Below are 19,730 nucleotides of genomic sequence, written 5' to 3'. Positions count from 1 at the left end.
GGGGGTAAGCGCATTCCGGTCGCGCGGGGGAGATCACCCGAGCACCGCCGACCGGTAGTCCGCGCGCGCCACCAGGTCCGCGTGCGCACCCTGCGCCACCACGACCCCGGCGCTCAGGTGCACCACCCGGTCGGCGGCGGCCAGCAGCGCGGGGCTGGCCGCCACGACGATCGTGGTCCGCCCGGCCCGCACCCGCCGCACCCCGTCGGCCAGCGCCACCTCGGTCACCGCGTCCACGGCGGTCGTCGGGTCGTGCAGCACCAGCACCGGCGCGGCTGCCGCGAGCGCCCGAGCCAGCGCGACCCGCTGCCGCTGCCCGCCGGAGAGCGAGCGCCCGCGCTCGGACACCACCGTCCCCAGCCCGTCCGGCAGCGCGCGGGCCACGTCGTCCACCCGCGCCGCCGCCACCGCCTCGTCCACGTGGTCCCCGCCGTCCAGCACGTTCTCCAGCACGGTCCCGCCGAACAGGTCGGCCTCGTGCGAGGCGACCAGCAGCGCGGACCGCCGGGCAGGACCGTCCACTTCGGACAGCGCGACCCCGTCCAGCAGCACCGCCCCGGACTCCGGGTCCACCTCCCGCGCCAGCAGCGCCAGCAGGGCCGCCGCCTCGGCGGGGTCGTCCGCCACCACGCCCACGAACTCCCCGGCGGACACCGAGAACGACACGCCGCGCAGCGGTCCGGACACCACGTCCACCAGCGCCACGTCCCCGGCCGCGACCGGGGGCACCCGCGAGCCGGGCGGCACGGCGGGCGGCGCGCCCAGCACCGCGTCGACCCGCGCGGCCGACGCCCTGGCCTGCGCCAGCAACCCGTTGACCCAGGAGAAGATGGCCAGCGGCCACAGCAGGAACTGCGCCAGCCCGACCGCCGCGACCAGCTGCCCCACGGTGATCTCGCCGTTCGCGGCCAGCCGCCCGCCGACCAGCGCCACGACCGCCAGGAACACCCCGGTGACCGCGAGCATCCACCCGTCCAGCCAGGCCCGCGAGCGCGCCGCCCGCACGGCCGCCGCCGCTGACTCCGCGCTGGTGCCCCGGTACCGGGCCGCTGCCGCGGCCTCGGCCCCGATGCCCTTGAGCGCCCGGATGCCCGCGACCAGGTCGGCCGCGACCCCGGAGGCCGCCGCCGCCCGCTCCTGCTCGGCGTCGCTGCGCCGTTCGAGCGGTTTGCCCAGCAGGTGCGCCAGGCCGAGCATCAGCGGCGCGGCCACCAGCACGAGCAGTCCCAGCGCTGTGGAAACCCGAAGCAGCGCCACCGCGCCGACGAGCAGCCCGACGACGGCGGCGATGGCGGTCGGCAGCGCCGCGTTCACCCGTCCGACGCGCTGCGCGTCGCCCGTGGCGATGCTGGCCAGCTCGCCCGACAGCCGGTCCACGCCGCCTTCCGCCAGCACCCGGCGGGCCAGCCGGACCCGCACGTCGTGCTCCGCCCGGTGGGCGGCCCGCTCGCCCGCGCGCAGCGAGAAGCGGAAAGCGTTGGACAGCACCAGGAACACCGCGCCGAGCAGTCCGATCCACAGGCCGAGCCGCACGCCGTCGCCGGTCGCCACGGCCTCGTCGACGATCACGCCGATCACCAGCGGGACGGCGGCCTCGCAAGCTTGGTGGAGCGCGCCAAGGGCTCCTGCGGCGGCGACCGGCCGCCACTGCCCGGTGACCACGTCCGAAAGGACTTTTTTCACCGCAGCACCTTCCAGGGGTACGGAGAGTGAGGTTAGCCTAACCGTAAGAGAGGTCTGGATCACTCTCGTGAGGCGTTGAGGTTAGGTTAGGGTAACCAAAGTTTGATCAACCCAATGTCGCACCGATGGGACAGCCATGCCACAGTTCCCGGTCTTCGACGTCCTCGGCGTCGGCTTCGGCCCCTCCAACCTGGCCCTCGCCATCGCCGTCTCCGAGCACAACGCCACCGCGTCGCCCGGCGAGGCCGTCACCGCTCACTTCCTTGAGCGCCAGCCCGCCTTCGGGTGGCACCGGGGCATGTTGATGGACGACGCGACGATGCAGGTCTCCTTCCTCAAGGACCTGGTCACGCTGCGGAACCCGACCAGCTCGTTCAGCTTCCTGAACTACCTGCACCAGCGCGGCAGGCTCAGCGACTTCATCAACCACAAGAACCTCTTCCCGCTGCGCGTGGAGTTCAACGACTACTTCGAGTGGTCCGCCGCGCAGCTGGCCGACCAGGTCTCGTACCGCACCGAGGTCGTCGCCATCGCCCCCGTCGAGCAGGACGGCGCGATCGCCCACTTCGACGTCACCTCCCGCACCGCCGACGGCGGGCTGGAGGTCCGCCGGACCCGCAACCTCGTGTTCGCCACGGGGTTGCGGGTCAACCTCCCCGAGGGCGTCGTGCCCTCCGAGCGGGTCTGGCACAACCACGAGTTCCTCGCGCGCGTCCCCGCGCTGGGCGACCCGAAGCGCGTCGTCGTGGTCGGCGCCGGGCAGAGCGCCGCGGAGGTCACCGCCTTCCTGCACGAGCGCTTCCCGGCCGCCGAGGTGTGCGGCGTGTTCGCCCGCTACGGCTACAGCCCCGCCGACGACTCCTCCTTCGCCAACCGGATCTTCGACCCGGCCGCCGTGGACGACTACTTCGGCGCGCCCGACGAGATCAAGCGCCGCATCATGGGCTACCACGCCAACACCAACTACGCCGTGGTCGACACCGACCTGATCGACGAGCTGTACCGGCGCGTCTACCGCGAGAAGGTGCTGGGCGCGAACCGGTTGCGGCTGCTGAACCTCTCGCACGTCACCGGCCTGGCCGAGACCGCCGACGGCGTCCGCGTCACCGTCGAGTCCCTGGCCACCGGCGAGTCCGAGGAGCTGACCGCCGACGCGGTCGTCTACGCCACCGGCTACCACGAGGCCGACCCGACGCCGCTGCTCGGCGAGCTGGCCGGGCGCTGCCTGCGCGACCCCGACGACCGGCTCAGGGTGGACCGCGACTACCGCGTCACCACCTCCGCCGACGTCGAGGCGGGCATCTACCTGCAGGGCGGCACCGAGCACAGCCACGGCATCTCCTCGGCACTGCTGTCCAACACCGCCGTGCGGGTCGGGGAGATCCTCCGATCCGTGCTCGACCGCCGCCCCGCGGCGATCCCGTCCCAGCAGGAGTACGCGATCAGCGGCTCCAGCTCCAGCTAGACCCACCACCACACGAGAAACCTCGGACGGGCAGCGGTGCCCGTCCGGCGGAAGGGAAACCAACCACAATGTCCGGCATCTCCAGGCTGGTGGCCGCCGTCGCCGCGGCGGCACTGGCGCTGACCGCGTGCGGGAGCGGCGGTGGCGCCGACGCGGGCGCCCCCAGCGCGACCGGCGACGCGGCGTCCGGCGCGTTCCCCGTCACCGTCGAGCACAAGTACGGCTCGACGGAGATCAAGGCCGAGCCGAAGCGCATCGTCACGCTCGGCCTGTCCGACCAGGAACCCGTGCTGGCACTGGGATCCAAGCCCGTCGGCGTCGTCGACTGGTTCAAGGAGCGCCCCTACGGCAACTGGCCGTGGACCAAGGAGCTGTGGGGCGACACCCAGCCGGAGATCGTCGGCGAGCGCGACGACGTGAGCATGGAGAAGATCGTCGCGCTCAAGCCCGACCTGATCGTCGCCGTGTACTCCGGGCTCCAGCAGGAGCACTACGACACGCTGTCCAAGATCGCGCCCGTCGTGGCGCAGCCCAAGGGCTTCGTGGACTACGGCGCGCCGTGGCAGGACCAGACCAAGCACATCGCCAAGGCGCTCGGCAAGAGCGAGAAGGCGCAGGAGCTGGTCGACGGCGTGGCCAAGCGGTTCGCCGACGCCAAGGCCGCCCACCCCGAGTGGCAGGGCAAGACCGCCGTCGTCGCCGACAGCTTCAAGCCCGGCCAGTACTCGGCGTTCGCCCCGACCGACCCGAAGGCCATCTTCGTCAAGGAGCTGGGCTTCACGCTCAAGGACGAGATCGGCGCGCTCGCGGGTGAGATGAACGTGGCCGAGTTCAGCGAGGAGCGGATGGACCTGCTGGAGGCCGACCGGGTCATCTGGCTGACCTCCGACCTCGCCGCGCAGGAGCGGGTCAAGGGCGTCGAGGCCTACCAGCGCCTCAAGGTCACCACCGAGAAGCGCGACCTGTTCCTGACCTACATGGACCCGCCGATCGGCGCCTCCATGTCGTTCAACACCGTGCTGAGCGTGCCCTACGGCATCGACCAGGTCGTGCCGCTGCTGGAGAAGATCGAGAACTAGTCGCAGCACCAGCCCTTCCGTCGCGGGTGGGGGCCGCCGAACCCGGCGCCCCCACCCGCGTCGTGCGCCCAGACCTGCGCGGAACCCATTGCGTGGAGGCCTTCCCATGACGTCGCTGCCGCTCACCGGCGCCCAGGCGGGCGTCTGGCTCGCCCAGCGGATCGAGCCGGACAACCCCGTCTACAACATCGGCTGGTACCTGGAACTGCGCGGCGAGCTCGACCTCGCCCGCCTGGAAACCGCGGTGCGGCAGGCGATCGCGGAGACGGGCGCGCTGCACGTGCGGTTCGACGAGCGGGGGCAGACCCCGGTCGAGCCCAGCGCCGTCGTCACGCACCTGGAGTTCGACTCCCCCGACGCGGCCCGCGCGTGGATGGACGAGGACCTCGGCGCGCTCACCGACCTGGCCGCCGGACCCCTGTTCCACCACGCTTTCCTGCGCCTCGGGGAGCGGCACCTGCTGTGGTACCAGCGGTACCACCACCTCGCCGTGGACGCCTACGGCTGCGTGCTGATCATGGCGCGCGCCCGCGAGCTGTACGCCGAGCCCGGCCCGCTGCGCCCCCGCCCGCTGGAGGCGTTCGTCGACGCCCAGCAGGCCTACCGGGACTCCCCGGCGCACGCCGCCGACCGCGAGTACTGGCACGCCAGGACCGCCGACCTGCCCGAGCCGGTGCGGCTGGTCCCGCGCGCGGACGGCCAGGTCCGCTCGGTCAACCGGCTGGTCGCGGAACTGCCCGAGGTCAAGGGCTCCCGCCAGGTCATCGCCGCCGTCGCCGCCTACGCGCACCGGGTCAGCGGCGCGCCGGAGGTCGTGCTCGGCCTGCCCGTGACCGGCCGCCGCGACCCGGTCTCCCGCACCACGCCCGCCATGGCCTCCACCGTCCTGCCGCTGCGGCTGCGGGTCCACCCCGGCAGCACGCTCACCGAGCTGGTCGCCCAGGCCGACGCGCAGGTGCGGGAGCTGCTGCCGCACAGCGGTTACCGGGGCGAGGACCTGGCCCGCGAGCTGGGCCTGCGCGACGGCATCGCCGAGCTGGTCGGCCCCACCGTCAACTACCTCGGCTTCGGCGCGGAGACCGGGTTCCCCGGCGTGGACACCGCGTTCCACATGCTCTCCCTCGGACCGGTCAACGACCTCACCGCGTCGTTCATGCCGTCCACCACCGGCACCCTGGTGATCTCCTTCGAGGCCAACGCCGCCGTGTGCGACGAGGCCGAGCTGGCCGAGCACCTGCGCCGGTTCCTGCGCGTGCTCGACGCCGACCCGGACCTGCCGATCGCCCGCGTCGACCTCACCGACGCCGACGAGCGCGCCGAGCTGCTCGACCTCGGCGCCAGCCCGCGCGAGACCGAGGACACCACCTGGCCGGGCGCGGTCGAGCGGCAGGCCGCCCGCGTCCCGGACTCGATCGCCGTGGTGTGCGAGGACGTCCGGCTCACCTACGCCGAGCTGAACGCCGCCGCCAACCGCAAGGCCCGCGCCCTGCGCGCGCTGGGCGTGGACCACGAGGACGTCGTCGGCCTCATGCTGCCGCGCTCCGCGGACCTGGTCGTCACCCTGCTCGCGATCATGAAGGCGGGCGCCGCGTACCTGCCGCTCGACCCCGACCACCCGCGCGAGCGCGTCACCGGCATGGTCGCCGACGCGGGCGCGAAGCTGGTGATCACCGAGGACTTCGCCTGGGAGCTGCCGGACGACGGCAGCGACCTCGGGCTGGACATCGAGCTGCACCAGGCCGCCTACGTCATCTACACCTCCGGCTCCACCGGGCGCCCCAAGGGCGTCGTCGTCACGCACGAGGGCGTCGGCAGCCTCATCGCCACCGCCGTCGACCGCATCGGCGTCACCGAGTCCAGCCGCGTCGCCCAGTTCGCGTCGGTCGGCTTCGACGTCGCGGTGTGGGACCTGTGCATGTCGCTGGGCGTGGGCGGGCGCGCGATCGTCGTGCCCTCGCACCGCCGCGTCGCCGGTCCCGAGCTGACCGACTACCTGGCCGAGCACGGCGCCACGCACATGATCCTGCCGCCGTCGCTGGTGGCCGCGCTGCCCGCCGAGTGCGAGCTGCCCGAGGGCGCGGTCCTGGTGGTGGGCACCGAGACCGTGCCGTCCGAGCTGATCGCCCGCTGGGCGCGCCGGATGGGCGTGGTCGCCGCGTACGGGCTCACCGAGGCCACCGTGAACTCCACGCTGTGGCCCGCGCAGCCGGACTGGGCCGGGCCGGTGCCGATCGGCGTTCCCGACCCCAACACCCGCTGCCACGTCCTGGACTCCGCGCTGCGGCCGGTGCCGGTGGGCGTGGAGGGCGAGCTGTACGTGGGCGGTCGCGGCCTGGCGCGCGGCTACCACGGGCAGCACGCGCTCACCGCCGCCCGCTTCGTCGCCGATCCCTTCGGCGAGCCCGGTTCCCGCATGTACCGCACCGGCGACCGGGTGCGCTGGCGGCTCGACGGCAGCCTGGACTTCCTGGGCCGCGCGGACGGCCAGGTCAAGATCCGGGGCTTCCGGGTCGAGCCCGGCGAGGTCGAGAGCGTGCTCATGGCCCAACCCGGCGTCGCGCAGGCGGCCGTGCGGGTGCGCCGCGACCACCGGGGCGTCAAGCGCCTGGTCGCCTACCTCACCGGGACCGCCGAGCCCGCCGCGCTGCGCGAGCGCGCCGCCGAGCTGCTGCCGGAGTACATGGTCCCCTCGGTCGTGGTGCCGATGGCCGGGCCGCTTCCCCTGACCCCCAACGGGAAGCTGGACGACAAGGCGCTGCCGGACCCGGACTGGACCGCGCTGGGCGGCGACGCCCCCGCCACCACCCCGGCCGAGCACGTCCTGGTCGACGCGTTCACCGCCGTGCTGGGTCTCAAGCCCGGCGTGCACGACAACTTCTTCGAGCTGGGCGGCGACAGCATCGTCGCCATGCAGGTGGTCTCGCGGGCCCGCGCCGCCGGTCTGGTGATCACCCCGGCGCAGGTGTTCGAGCACCGCACCCCGGCGAACCTGGCCGTCGCCTCCCGCCCCGTCGGCGCGCTGGCCGACGCGGACGTGGAGCTGCTGCCCGCCGACCTGGTCGCGCAGTTCCCCGGCGACCACGAGGTGCTGCCCGCTTCCCCGCTCCAGCGGGGCTTCTACTTCCACTCCCGCTTCGACGCGGACGACTCCTACCTGGTGCAGGAGGTCCTGTCGCTGGGCCGCGCGGTGCGGCGCGCCGACGTGCAGGGCCTGCTGGACCGGCACCCCGCGCTGCGCGCCGGGTTCGCCCAGGGCGCGCGCGGCGAGGTCGTGCAGCTCGTGCCGCCGCGACTGGACCTGCCCTGGCACGAGTACCCGGCCGACGCCGACCTGGAGCGGGTGCTCGCCACCGAGCGCGCGGGCGGCTTCGACCTGGAGCACCCGCCGCTGCTGCGGGCCGCCGCCGTCGGCGACAAGCTCGTCCTGACGCTGCACCACATCCTGGTCGACGGCTGGTCGGTCGGCCTGCTGCGCCGCGAGCTGGACGGCGTGGAGGTCGGCGCGCCCGACCACCTCGCCTACCACCGCTGGCTCGCCACCCGCGACGCCGACGCCGCCCGCGCCGCCTGGCGCGCCGCGCTGTCCGACGTGGACGAACCGACCCGCGTCGTCCCCGAACCCTCGCCCAGGCACGGCCAGCACAGCGCGTTCCTGAGCGCCGAGGCCACCGCCGCGCTCACCACCGCCGCCCGCAGGCTCGGCCTGACCACCGGCTCCGTGCTGCACGGCGCCTGGGGCCTGCTGATCGGCGGGCGCACCGGCCGCCGCGACGTGGTGTTCGGCAGCACCGTCGCCGGTCGCCCCGCCGAGGTCGAGGGCATCGAGTCGGCGGTCGGCCTGTTCATCAACACCGTGCCGGTGCGCCAGCGCTGGGCGCCCGCCGACACGCTCGCCCAGGTCCTCACCCGCTTCCAGGACGAGCAGGCCGCGCTGCTGGACCACCAGCACCTCGGCCTCGCGGAGATCCAGCGCGCGGCCGGTCAGGGCGAGCTGTTCGACACGCTCGTCGTGGTCGAGAACTTCCCCGACGTGGTCACCGACGTCGAGGTCCGCGACCGCGTCCACTACCCGCTTGCCCTGATCGCCATCCCCGGCGCGCGCCTGGAGCTGCGGATCAAGCACCGGGTGCCCGACGCCGAGGCGGTCGCGCTCGCCGACCGCCTGGTGCGGCTGCTGGAGGTCTTCGCCGCCGACCCGCACCGGCCGGTGGCCAGCGTCCCCCTCGTCACGCCCGGCGAGGCCGAGTGGCTGGCCGCGCAGACCGGGCAGCCGGTCGCCGTGCCCGAGGGCACCCTGGTCAGCCGCATCGCCGCGCGCGTCGCGGAGACCCCCGACGCGGTGGCCGTGGTGTTCGAGGGCGCCACCCTCACCTACGCCGAGCTCGACCGCCGCTCGGCCGCCGTCGCGCGCGGGCTGCGCGAGCGCGGCGCGGGGAAGGTCGTCGGCGTCGCGATCCCGCGCTCGGCGGAACTGGTCGTGGCGCTGCTGGGCGTCCTGCGCTCCGGGGCCGCCTACCTGCCGCTGGACCTGGACTACCCGGCGGACCGGGTCGAGTTCATGCTCGCCGACTCGGGCGCGGAAGTCGTGCTGCGCCAGGAGGACTGCCTCGCCGAGGACACCGCGCCCGACGCCGATCCACGGGACCCGCTGCCCGACGACCCGGCGTACCTGATCTACACCTCCGGCTCCACCGGGCGGCCCAAGGGCGTCGTCGTCGCGCACCGCGCCATCGTCAACCGGCTGGCCTGGATGCAGGACCACTACGGGCTGGCCCCCGACGACCGGGTGCTGCAGAAGACCCCGTCCAGCTTCGACGTGTCGGTGTGGGAGTTCTTCTGGCCGCTGTGCCAGGGCGCGGCGATCGTCCTGGCCCGCCCGGACGGCCACCGCGACCCCGCCTACCTCGCGGACCTGGTGCGGGAGCAGGGGATCACGACGCTGCACTTCGTGCCGTCGATGCTCGCCGCGTTCCTCGGCGTGCCCGAGGTCGCCGACGACCCGGCGTGGGCGCGCAGCCTGCGGCGGGCGTTCAGCAGCGGCGAGGCGCTGACCGGCGAGGTCGCGGGCCGCTGGCGCGCGCTCACCGGCGTGCCGCTGCACAACCTGTACGGGCCGACCGAGGCCGCCGTCGACGTCACCTGGTACCCGTTCCGGGGCGAGCCGGACCTGGCCGTGCCGATCGGCTTCCCGGTGTGGAACACCGGCCTGCACGTGCTCGACCCGCTGCTGCGCCAGGTCCCGGCCGGGACGCCGGGGGAGCTGCACCTCTCGGGCGCGCAGCTCGCCCTCGGCTACCACGGCCGCTTCGCGCTGACCGCCGAGCGGTTCGTCGCCTCCCCGTTCGGCGGGCCGGGGGAGCGGATGTACCGCACCGGCGACCTCGTCGTGCGCCGCGCGGACGGCGCGCTGGTGTACCTGGGCCGCACCGACCGGCAGGTCAAGGTGCGCGGCAACCGCGTCGAGCTGGGCGAGGTGGAGGCCGCGCTCGCCGCGCTGCCCGGCGTCGCCCAGGCCGCCGTCATCGCGCGGGACAACCAGCTCCTGGGCTACGTCACGCCCGCGACCGCCGACGTGGCCGCGCTGCGCGACGGGCTGTCCCGCGCCCTGCCCGCCGCCATGACCCCGCACGCCCTGGTCGCGCTGGCCGAGTTCCCGCTGTCCCCCAGCGGGAAGCTCGACCAGAACGCGCTGCCCGACCCCGCGCCGACCACCGCCGCCGAGCCGGGCAGGGCCGCCGCGACGGAGCGCGAGGAGCTGCTCTGCGGGATCGTCGCCGACGTCCTCGGCCTGCCCGCGATCGGGCCGGACGACGACTTCTTCGCGCTGGGCGGGGACAGCATCACGTCCATCGCCGTCTCCACCCGCGCCCGCCGCGCCGGTGCGGGGATCAGCCCGCGCGACGTCTTCGCGCACCGCACCGTCGCCGCGCTCGCCGCGCTGGAGCGCACCTCCGACGCCAGGGCCGACGACCGGCCGCTGCTGGAGCTGACCGAGGCCCAGCGCGCCGCACTGCCCCCGCACGAGGACGCCTGGCCGCTGTCCCCGCTGCAGGAGGGGTTGTTCTTCCACTCCAGCTACGACACGGGCGCGCTCGACGTCTACCTGTCCCAGGAGGTCCTGAGCTTCACCGGCCGGGTCGACGCCGACCGGCTGCGGGAGGCGGGCAGGCTGCTGCTGCGCCGCAACCCCAGCCTGCGCGCGGGTTTCACCAGCGACGGCGTGCCGCAGCCGGTGCAGTTCATCGCGCCGGACCTGGAGATCCCGCTGCGCGTGGTGGAGATCGGCGGGACCGACGTGGCGGGCGCCGCCGAGATCGAGGAGCTGCTCGCCGCCGACCGGCGCGAGCGGTTCGACCTCGCCGCGCCGCCGCTGGCCCGCTTCCTGCTGCTGCGCCTGCCGGACGGCCGCGACCGGCTCGTCATCACCCACCACCTGGTGCTGTGGGACGGCTGGTCGGCCTGGCTGTTCCTGGAGCAGCTGCTGGAGCTGCTCCGCGACGCGGACGCGGACCTGGCCGAACCCGGCTCGTACCGGGACTACCTGGTGTGGCTGGCCCGCCAGGACCACGACGCCGCGCTCGGCGCGTGGCGCACCGCCCTGTCGGGCCTGGCCGAACCGACCCTGGTCGCCCCGGTGGACCGCGCCCGCGAACCGGTCATCCCGGCCGAGCTGCACGCCGACCTGCCCGAGGAGCTGGCCGACCGGCTGCGCGCCCTGTCCCGCGCGCACGGCGTCACCGCGAACGCCGTGCACAACACCGCGTGGGCGCTCGTGCTGGCCGCCCAGGTCGGCCGGGACGACGTGGTGTTCGGCACCGCCGTCGCCGGTCGCCCCGTCGAGGTCGACGGGGTCGAGAACACCATCGGCATGTTCCTCAACACCATCCCCACCCGCGTCGCCGTCGACCCGCGCGAGAGCGTGCTGGCGCTGCTCAAGCGAGTGCAGGCCGAGCGGACCGCGCTGATGTCCTACGAGCACGTGGGACTGGGCGAGATCCAGCGCGAGGCCGGGCACCGGCAGCTGTTCGACACCCTGTTCGTGCTGCGCACCGGCGACGGCGACGACCGGTCCGCCGAGCTGGCCGCCAGGCACGGCGTCACCGGTGTGTCCAACGTGGACGGAACGCACTTCCCGCTCACCCTGATCATCACGCCCGGCCGCACCACGCGGGTCACCCTGGCCTCGCGCCCCGACCTGGTCGACGCCGACCAGGCGCGGGCCGTGCTCGACCGCTACACCACCGTGCTGGAGCGCCTGGTCACCCGGCCGGACGCGCTGCTCGGCGCGATCGACGTGCTGCCCGACGCCGAGCGCGCCGCGCTCGCCGCCGAGTGGGGCGCCAGCGCCAACCCGGTGGTCGACCGCACCATCGCCGAGCTCCTCGCCGAGCAGGCCGGACGCACGCCCGACGAGACCGCGCTGGTGTTCGGCGACCTGCGCCTGACCTACGCCGACCTGCAAGCCCGCGTCGACCGCTTGGCCTCCGTGCTCGTCGCGCGGGGCGCCGGTCCGGAGCGGGTGATCGCGCTCGCCCTGCCGCGCGGCGTGGACATGGTCGTCGCGCTGTTCGCCGTGCTGCGCACCGGGGCCGCGTACCTGCCGCTCGACCTGGACCACCCGGCCGACCGGCTGCGCCTGATGATCGCCGACACCGACCCGCTGCGCGTGCTGTCCACCGCGTCGGTCGGCCTCGTCGACGACGCGCTGCTCGTCGAGGACCTGCCGGACGCGCCGGAAGTCCTGGACTGGCCGAGGTTCTCGCTCGACCACCCGGCGTACGTCATCTACACCTCCGGCTCCACCGGCAGGCCCAAGGGCGTCGTCACCCCGTACCGGGGCCTGACGAACATGCAGCTCAACCACCAGCGCGCGATCTTCGCCCCCGCCATCGCCTCGGCGGGCGGGCGGCGGCTGCGGGTGGCCCACACCGTGTCGTTCGCGTTCGACATGTCGTGGGAGGAGCTGCTGTGGCTGGTGGAGGGCCACGAGGTGCACGTGTGCGACGAGGAGCTGCGCCGCGACGCCGCCGCGCTGGTCGCCTACTGCGACGAGCACCGGATCGACGTGGTCAACGTGACCCCGACCTACGCGCAGCTGCTGATCGAGGAGGGCCTGCTGGGCGGGCACGTCCCGCCGCTGGTGCTGCTCGGCGGCGAGGCCGTGCCGGACTCGGTGTGGCAGCGCCTGCGCGACACCCCCGGAACCTTCGGCTACAACCTGTACGGCCCCACCGAGTACACGATCAACACCCTCGGCGCGTCCACTGAGGACAGCGCGACCTCCACCGTGGGCCGGGCGATCTGGAACACCCGCGCCTACGTGCTCGACGCCCGCCTCCGCCCCGCGCCGCCCGGCTCGCCCGGTGAGCTGTACATCGCCGGGATCGGCCTGGCGCGCGGCTACCACGACCGGTTCGGCCTCACCGCGTCCCGCTTCGTCGCCGACCCGTTCGGCGCGCCAGGCGAGCGCATGTACCGCACCGGAGACCTGGTCAGGGCCCGCGCGGACGGGAACCTGGACTTCCTCGGCCGCACCGACGACCAGGTCAAGATCCGGGGCTACCGGGTCGAGCTGGGCGAGGTCACCTCGGCGCTCGCGGCGCTGCCCGGCGTCACCCACGCCGCCGTGGTCGTGGACGCCGGGCCGGGCGGGGTGAAGCGGCTCATCGGCTACGTCGTGTCCGAAGTGGACACCGCGCGGCTGCGCGAATCGCTCAAGTCCGGCCTGCCCGACTACATGGTGCCCGCCGCCGTCATGGCCGTGGACGCGCTGCCGCTGACCGTCAACGGCAAGCTCGACACCCGCGCCCTGCCCAAGCCCGTCGTCACCGGCGGCGCTGCCTCCCGCGAGCCCGCGAACGAGCGGGAGCGCGTGCTGCGCGAGCTGTTCGCCGACCTGCTCGGCGTGCCGGGAGCGGGCGTGGAGGACAGCTTCTTCGACCTGGGCGGGCACTCGCTGCTGGCCACCAGGCTGGTCAGCCGGGCCCGCACCGCGCTCGGCGTCGAGCTGTCGATCCGCGACCTGTTCGACGCCCCCACCCCGGCCCTGCTCGCAGCCCGCGCGAGCGGCGGGACCCCGGCAAGGCCACCCCTGCGCCCCGCGCGGTGGCCGGACGGGCGGCCGGACGAGCTGCCGCTCTCCCACGCGCAGCAGCGGCTCTGGCTCATCCAGCAGATGGAGGGCACCTCCGCCGCGTACAACTTCCCGCTGGTCCTCCGGCTGCGCGGCGAGCTGGACGTGGCCGCGCTGCGCGGCGCGTTCCGGCTGCTCACCGACCGGCACGAGGCGCTGCGCACGGTCTTCGGCGAGCGCGACGGCGTGCCGTTCCAGCGGGTGCTGACCGACGTCGACCCGGTGTTCCGCACCGCGGAGGCGACCGAGGCGCAGGCCGAGGACCTGGTCCGCGCCGAGGTGGGCAGGCCGTTCGACCTGGAGCGCGAGCTGCCGATGCGGGTCACCGTCGCGCGCCTGGCCGACGACGAGCACCTCGTCGTCGTGCTGCTGCACCACATCACGACCGACGAGTGGTCCGACCGGCCGTTCCTGCGCGACCTCGCCGAGTCCTACCGGGCGCTGCGCGCGGGCGAGGAGCCCGACCTGCCCGCGTTCCCCGTGCAGTACGCGGACTACGCGCTGTGGCAGCGGGAACTCCTGGACGTCGTCGGCGACGAGCAGCTCGGGCACTGGGAGCGCGCGCTCGCCGGGCTGCCCGAGGAGCTGGAGCTGCCGGTCGACCGGCCGAGGCCCGTGCGGCCGACGTTCCGGGGCGCGGACCTGGAGGTGGAGTTCCCGGCCGAGGTGGTCGCCGGGGTGCGCCGGATCGCCCAGGACACCGGGGCCAGCGCCTTCATGGTCCTGCAGGCCGCCGTGGCCGCGCTGCTCGGCGCGCTCGGCGCGGGCGACGACATCCCGCTCGGCGCGCCGATCGCCGGGCGCACCGACGAGGCGCTGGACGACCTGGTCGGGTTCTTCGTCAACACGCTGGTGCTGCGCGCGGACCTGACCGGCGACCCGAGCTTCACCGAGCTGGTCGGCCGGGTGCGGGAGACCTCGCTGGCCGCGTTCTCGCACCAGGACGTGCCGTTCGAGGCCGTGGTCGACCGGCTCAACCCGGTCCGCTCCGCCGCGCGCAACCCGCTGTTCCAGGTCATGGTCGGTTACCACAGCCGGGGCGCGGAGCAGTTCGCGCTCGACGGGCTCGCCGTCCTGTGGCAGCCGCACGAGACCGGCACCGCCAAGTTCGACCTGGTGTTCAGCTTCACCGACCAGGCGGGCGGCCCGATCGGCTGCCGCGTCGAGTACGCCACCGACCTGTTCGACGCGGCCACCGCGCACCGGCTCGCGCAGCGGTTGACCCGGTTGCTCGCGACCGTCGTCGCCGATCCCGGCGCGCCGGTCGGCGCGGTGGACCTGCTCGCCGACGACGAGCGGCGGCTCGTGCTGCGCGAGTTCAACGACACCGCGCGGGACGTGCCGGAGCTGACGTTCACCGAGCTGTTCGCGCGGGTCGTGGCGCGCAAGCCGGACGAGGTCGCGGTGGTCGACCGGACCCGCTCGGAGAGCTACGCCCGGCTCGACGCCCGCTCCAACCGCATCGCCAGGCTGCTGGCGGCGCGGGGCGTGCGGCGCGAGTCCGTGGTCGGCGTGGCCGTGCCGAAGTCGGTGGAGATGGTCGCGACCGTGCTGGCCGTGCTCAAGCTCGGGGCCGCCTACCTGCCGCTGGAGCTGTCGAACCCGGCGGACCGGATCGCCTACGTGGTCGAGGACTCCGGGGCCGAGCTGGTCGTCGCGACCAGCGAGGTGGAGGTTCCCGGCGCCGTCCCCAGGCTGGACCTGGACGCGGTCGCCGACGAGCTCGCCGCCGCCGACGAGTCCACTGTGGACGGCGGTCCCGCCTCGCTCGACTCGGCCATGTACGTCATCTACACCTCCGGCTCCACCGGGCGGCCGAAGGGCGTGGTCGTCCCGCACGAGGGCATCGCCAGCCTCGCGGCCACCGCGATCGACCGGATGGGCCTGACCGAGGACAGCCGGGTGCTCCAGTTCGCCTCGGTCGGCTTCGACGTCGCGGTGTTCGAGCTGACCATGGCGCTGTGCGTCGGCGGCAGGCTCGTGCTCGCACCGGACGAGGTGCGCGTCGCCGGGCCCGCGCTCACGGACTTCCTGCGGGACCGGCGGATCACGCACATGGTGCTGCCGCCGTCCCTGGTGTCCGCGCTGCCCGCCGACTGCGAGCTGCCCGACGGCTCGACGATCCTGGTCGGCACCGAGACCGTGCCGCCGGACCTGATCGGCCGCTGGGCCGGTCGGCTGAACCTGCTCGCCGCGTACGGGCTCACCGAGGCCACGGTGAACTCCACGCTGTGGCGCGCGGTTCCCGGCTGGGGCGGCGCGGTGCCGATCGGCGTGCCCGACCCGAACACCACCGTGCACGTGCTGGACTCCCGGCTGCGGCCGGTGCCGCCCGGCGTGGTGGGGGAGCTGTACGTGTCCGGGCGCGGGCTCGCGCGCGGCTACCTCGGCCGCCCCGACCTGACCGCGTCCCGGTTCGTGGCCTCGCCGTTCGGCCCGCCCGGCGCGCGGATGTACCGGACCGGCGACCGGGCGCGGTGGCGCGCGGACGGGAACGTGGACTTCCTCGGCCGGGTCGACACCCAGGTCAAGATCCGCGGGTTCCGGGTGGAGCTGGGCGAGGTGGAGGCGGTGCTCGCGGGGGCCGACGGCGTCGCCCAGTCGGCCGTGGTCGCCGACCGCGAGGGCGAGATCACCAGGCTGGTCGGGTACGTCGTGCCGCTGTCCGGCGAGGTCGAGCCGGACCCGTCCGGGCTGCGGGCGCGCGTCGCGGAACGCCTGCCGGAGTACATGGTCCCGGCCGCCGTCGTGGTCCTGCCCGGCCCGCTCCCGCTGACCCCCAACGGGAAGCTGGACCGGCGCGCGCTGCCCCGACCGGACTGGTCGGCCCTCGCGGGCGACGACCGGCCGAGCACGCCGGAGCAGAAGGCGGTGGCGGAGCTGTTCGCCGAGGTGCTCGGCGTCTCGCCGGGCGCGCACGACAGCTTCTTCGAGCTGGGCGGGCACTCGATGGCGTCGATGCGGCTGGTCGGGCGCATCCGCGCGGTGTTCGGGGTCGACCTGGCGCTGCGGGACGTGTTCGACTCGCCGACCGTCGCCGGGCTCGCGGGCAGGCTCAGCGGCGCGGTGTCCGAGCGGCCGAGGCTGCGGCGGATCGAGCGGCCGGTGGAGCTGCCGATGTCGGCGGTGCAGCGGGCGAGGTGGGCCACGCGGGGCGGGTGGGACCACGCGCTGGCGCTGCACGGGAGCTTCGACGCGGACGCTCTCGCTGCGGCGTACGGGGACGTGGTCGCCCGGCACGAGCCGCTGCGGGTCGTGCTGGACGGCCGGGTGCAGCGCCCGGTGCCCGCGCCGGAGCTGGAAACCGTTGTGGTGCGGGAACTCGACGCGGCGCTGTCGGCGTTCGCCCGCGAGGAGGTCGACCTGCTGGCCGGGCCGCCCGCGCGGGCGCGGCTGGTGGTGGCCGGGGAGCGGCAGGCGCTGCTGCTGACCATGCACTACCTGGCGGTGGACGAGTGGTCGGTGGTGCCGCTGGTCCGGGACCTGGTGCACGCCTACCGGGCGCGGGTTTCCGGCCGCGCGCCGACGTGGTCCGAGCTGCCGGTCGGGTACGCGGACTACGCGCTGTGGTCCGAGGAGGTCGCGGAGGTGGTGGGGGAGCGGCAGCGGGCGTTCTGGCGCGACGCGCTCCGCGACCTGCCGAGGCTGGAACTCCCCTACGCCGGAACGGCTCCCGGTCCGCGCTACGCGGCCGACGCGGTGCCGTTCGAGCTGCCCGCCTCGCTGCACGAGGCGATCGGCGCGGTGGCGTCGGCGACCGGGACGAGCCTGTTCATGGTGGTGCAGGCGGCGCTGGCGGTGGTGCTGTCCGAGCACGGCTCGGACGTGCCGATCGGCGCGCTGGTGGCCGGTCGGACCGAGGAGGCGCTGGCCGACGTGGTCGGGTCGTTCTTCACGCCGGTGGTGCTGCGCACCGACGTGGCCGGGTCGCCGACCTGGTCGGAGCTGCTCGCGCGGGTGCGGGAGGCGGACCTGGCGGCGTTCGACCACGCCGACGTGCTGCCCGACGCGGACCCGCAGGTCGTGGTGGTGCACCACGAGCGGGCGGCGCTCGGCGGCGAGCTGGGCGAGCTGGTCGCGGTGCCGACCGGGAGCACGACGGCGGAGCTGACGCTCAGCTTCTACGAACCCAGGGGCGGCGGACCCGTGCCCTGTTATCTGGTGTACTCGGTGGACCTGTTCGAGCGGGCCACGGTGGAGCGGTGGGCCGAGCGGTTGCGCGCCGAGCTGGACGCGCTGGTCGGCGACCTTGACGGGAGGATCGACTCATGAGCAATCCGTTCGACGACGCCGAGGGCGTCTTCCACGTGCTGGTGAACGCGGAGGGGCAGCACTCGCTGTGGCCCGCGTTCGCGGAGGTGCCCGCCGGTTGGGACCCGGTGTTCGGGCCGACCGGGCGCGAGGAGTGCGTGGCGTACGTGGAGGAGAACTGGACCGACCTGCGGCCGGTGAGCCTGCGGTGAGGTGGTGGTCGGGGGCGCCGCGCTCTGCGGGCGCCCCCGGCCGCTGCTCCGCTACGCGCAGCTCGCCAGCAGCGCGGGCGCCAGCAGGACCAGCGCGTTCACCGGCCAGTAGCGCGCGGCCGGGAGACCGCTGAGCTTGAACAGCACGGCGTTCAGCAGCAGGAACACCAGCAGCACCGGGGTCAGCAGCGACAGCACGGCGGCGACGTCCGGCGGGTCCGACGGGCCGGGTCCGGCGACCTCGACCAGCAGCGCGAACCCCCACGCCAGCGGCAGGGCGGAGAGCACGCCCAGCACCGCGTTCGCCGCCAGCGCCACCGGCAGCGGCCAGGCCCTGCGGTTCCCCGTCATTCCCACACCACCACGTTGCGGCGCGTCGGGGTGGACGTCGGGTCGGTGTCGAACAGCTCCGGCGACCGGCGCCTGATCCGCTCCACGTCCGCGAACACCGCGCGCAGGTGCGTGCGCATGGCGGCCCGCGCGCCCGCCACGTCCCCGGCGGCGACGGCGGCGTGGATCGCGACGTGCTGCGCCACGAACTCCTCGGGCGAGCGCGCGTCGTACAACCCGAGCCTGCGCGCGCGGTCCAGGTGCCCCTTGGCGGCGACGACGGTCCCCCACGCGTTCCCGTGCCCGCTCAGCCGGAGGAGGCCGTGGTGGAACTCCTCGTCGAGCTCGAAGAACTCCTCAAGCCCCTCCGCGACGCGCTGCCGCTCCAGGTTGGTGGCGAGCTCGGCGAGCAGGTCGGCGTCGAGGGTGGGCGGGAGGTCCTCCAGGGCGGCCAGCTCGACGGCCTCGCGCAGGAACTGGGCGTCGGCGACCTTGTCGGGGTCGACCCGGCAGACGAACGAGCCGATCTTGGGGAAGACCTGAACCAGGCCCTCCTCGGCGAGGAGGATGAGGCTCTCGCGCACGGGCGTCCGACTGACCCCGAGCTCGGCGGCCAGCTCGTTCTCGGACAACGCGGAACCGGGAGCCAGGTCGAGGGTGAGCACCCTGCGGCGCAGCGCCTCGTAGATGGCCCGCCGGTTGGTCTTCTTCCCTGCACCTGCCACGGGGTCATCATAGGGTCGGGGTGGGGCGGGGATCGGGGGAGCGGGCGGGGAGTGGGCGGGGAGCGCGTGCGGGGGTGGGGCGGGGCGGCGACCCGCTGGAACCGCTGCTGTTGGGGCCTCTGCTGCTGCAACCGCCGTTGTTGGAGCTGCACTGCAACGCCGCTGTAGGCACCGCCGCTGTAGAAGCCGCGCTGCAACCGCCGCTGTTGGAGCCGCCGCTGTAGGAGTTGCGCTGCAACCGCTGCTGTAGGGGCGTTGAAATCACCGCTGCGGGGATCGCCACCTTGTGGACCCCCACCCCGCTGGTACCCATTCGTGCTGGCCCTTCAGCGGGTGAACGGGCCGCTCGCTCATGGTTGAACGGTCCGTTCAACTTGCTTGGTTGTGGGGTGAGCGGGCTGCATGTCTGTGGTTGAACGGTCCGTTCAACTCGCTTGGTTGTTGGGTGAATGGGCTGCATGTCTGTGGTTGAACGGTCCGTTCAACCGGCGGGTCGTCGTTCCCGCTGTTTGTCGTTGCCCTGGAGACTGCCGCTGTCTCGCCGCTCCGCTGTTGGCCCGCCGAACTACTGGTCTTGTCGCCGTTGAACGGTCCGTTCACTCCCGGTTGAACGGACCGTTCAACCGGTGCTTCGCGCTTTTAGCGACCCGTTGCCCGCCGCGTAGTCGTCGCCCTACCGGTTCCATCACCCGCCGGAGTGACCCTCCCGTGTCGTGCCACCGTCCGTCTTCCGGTGCGCTCCCGCCCCGGCACGCTCGCCCCGTGCCCCGTGCCCCGTGCCCCGTGCCCCGTGCCCCGTGCCCCGTGCCCCGTGCCCCGTGCCCCGTGCCCCGTGCCCCGTGCCCCGTGCCC

7 protein-coding genes are annotated in these 19,730 nt (G+C 74.3%); 4 read left to right on the top strand and 3 right to left on the bottom strand.

All coding sequences use genetic code 11. The features are described 5' to 3' along the window. Positions 1–33 precede the first annotated feature (33 nt). Positions 34–1,683, bottom strand: coding sequence for an ABC transporter transmembrane domain-containing protein (locus LV78_RS33140; protein WP_253849971.1), 1,650 nt, complete (start codon positions 1,681–1,683; stop codon positions 34–36). A gap of 136 nt (positions 1,684–1,819) precedes the next feature. Here LV78_RS33140 and LV78_RS33135 point away from each other — a divergent pair, with 136 nt between their 5' ends. The 4 genes from LV78_RS33135 to LV78_RS33120 all read left to right on the top strand — a co-directional run bounded on the left by LV78_RS33135 (position 1,820) and on the right by LV78_RS33120 (position 17,823). Continuing rightward, positions 1,820–3,148, top strand: a complete 1,329-nt coding sequence (locus LV78_RS33135; protein WP_253849970.1) for a lysine N(6)-hydroxylase/L-ornithine N(5)-oxygenase family protein — start codon at positions 1,820–1,822, stop codon at positions 3,146–3,148. Between the two features lie 68 nt (positions 3,149–3,216). Then, complete coding sequence (locus tag LV78_RS33130) at positions 3,217–4,227, top strand: iron-siderophore ABC transporter substrate-binding protein (protein WP_253849969.1); 1,011 nt, start codon at positions 3,217–3,219, stop codon at positions 4,225–4,227. Between the two features lie 106 nt (positions 4,228–4,333). Further along, positions 4,334–17,632 carry a non-ribosomal peptide synthetase gene (locus LV78_RS33125; RefSeq protein ID WP_253849968.1) on the top strand — a complete coding sequence of 4,433 codons (13,299 nt, stop codon included), beginning with the start codon at positions 4,334–4,336 and terminating at the stop codon, positions 17,630–17,632. Continuing rightward, positions 17,629–17,823: an MbtH family protein gene (locus tag LV78_RS33120; protein WP_253849967.1), complete on the top strand. Its 195-nt coding sequence runs from the start codon at positions 17,629–17,631 to the stop codon at positions 17,821–17,823. Before LV78_RS33125 ends, LV78_RS33120 begins: the two co-directional genes overlap by 4 nt. 51 nt (positions 17,824–17,874) lie before the next feature. Here LV78_RS33120 and LV78_RS33115 read toward each other — a convergent pair whose 3' ends face one another. Together LV78_RS33115 and LV78_RS41865 are read right to left on the bottom strand one after the other, a co-directional pair. Further along, entirely contained in the window at positions 17,875–18,174 is a 300-nt protein-coding gene (locus LV78_RS33115) for a hypothetical protein (RefSeq protein ID WP_253849966.1), read from the bottom strand. After that, on the bottom strand, positions 18,171–18,878 hold the full coding sequence (locus tag LV78_RS41865) for a GntR family transcriptional regulator (RefSeq protein ID WP_253849965.1): 708 nt from the start codon (positions 18,876–18,878) through the stop codon (positions 18,171–18,173). Before LV78_RS41865 ends, LV78_RS33115 begins: the two co-directional genes overlap by 4 nt. Positions 18,879–19,730: the final 852 nt, after the last annotated feature.

This window comes from Actinosynnema pretiosum, from assembly GCF_024171695.1.
Taxonomy (GTDB): Bacteria; Actinomycetota; Actinomycetes; order Mycobacteriales; family Pseudonocardiaceae; genus Actinosynnema; species Actinosynnema pretiosum.
The sequence above is the reverse complement of the archived record's forward strand: the minus strand, read 5'-3'. Positions and strand labels throughout refer to the sequence as shown.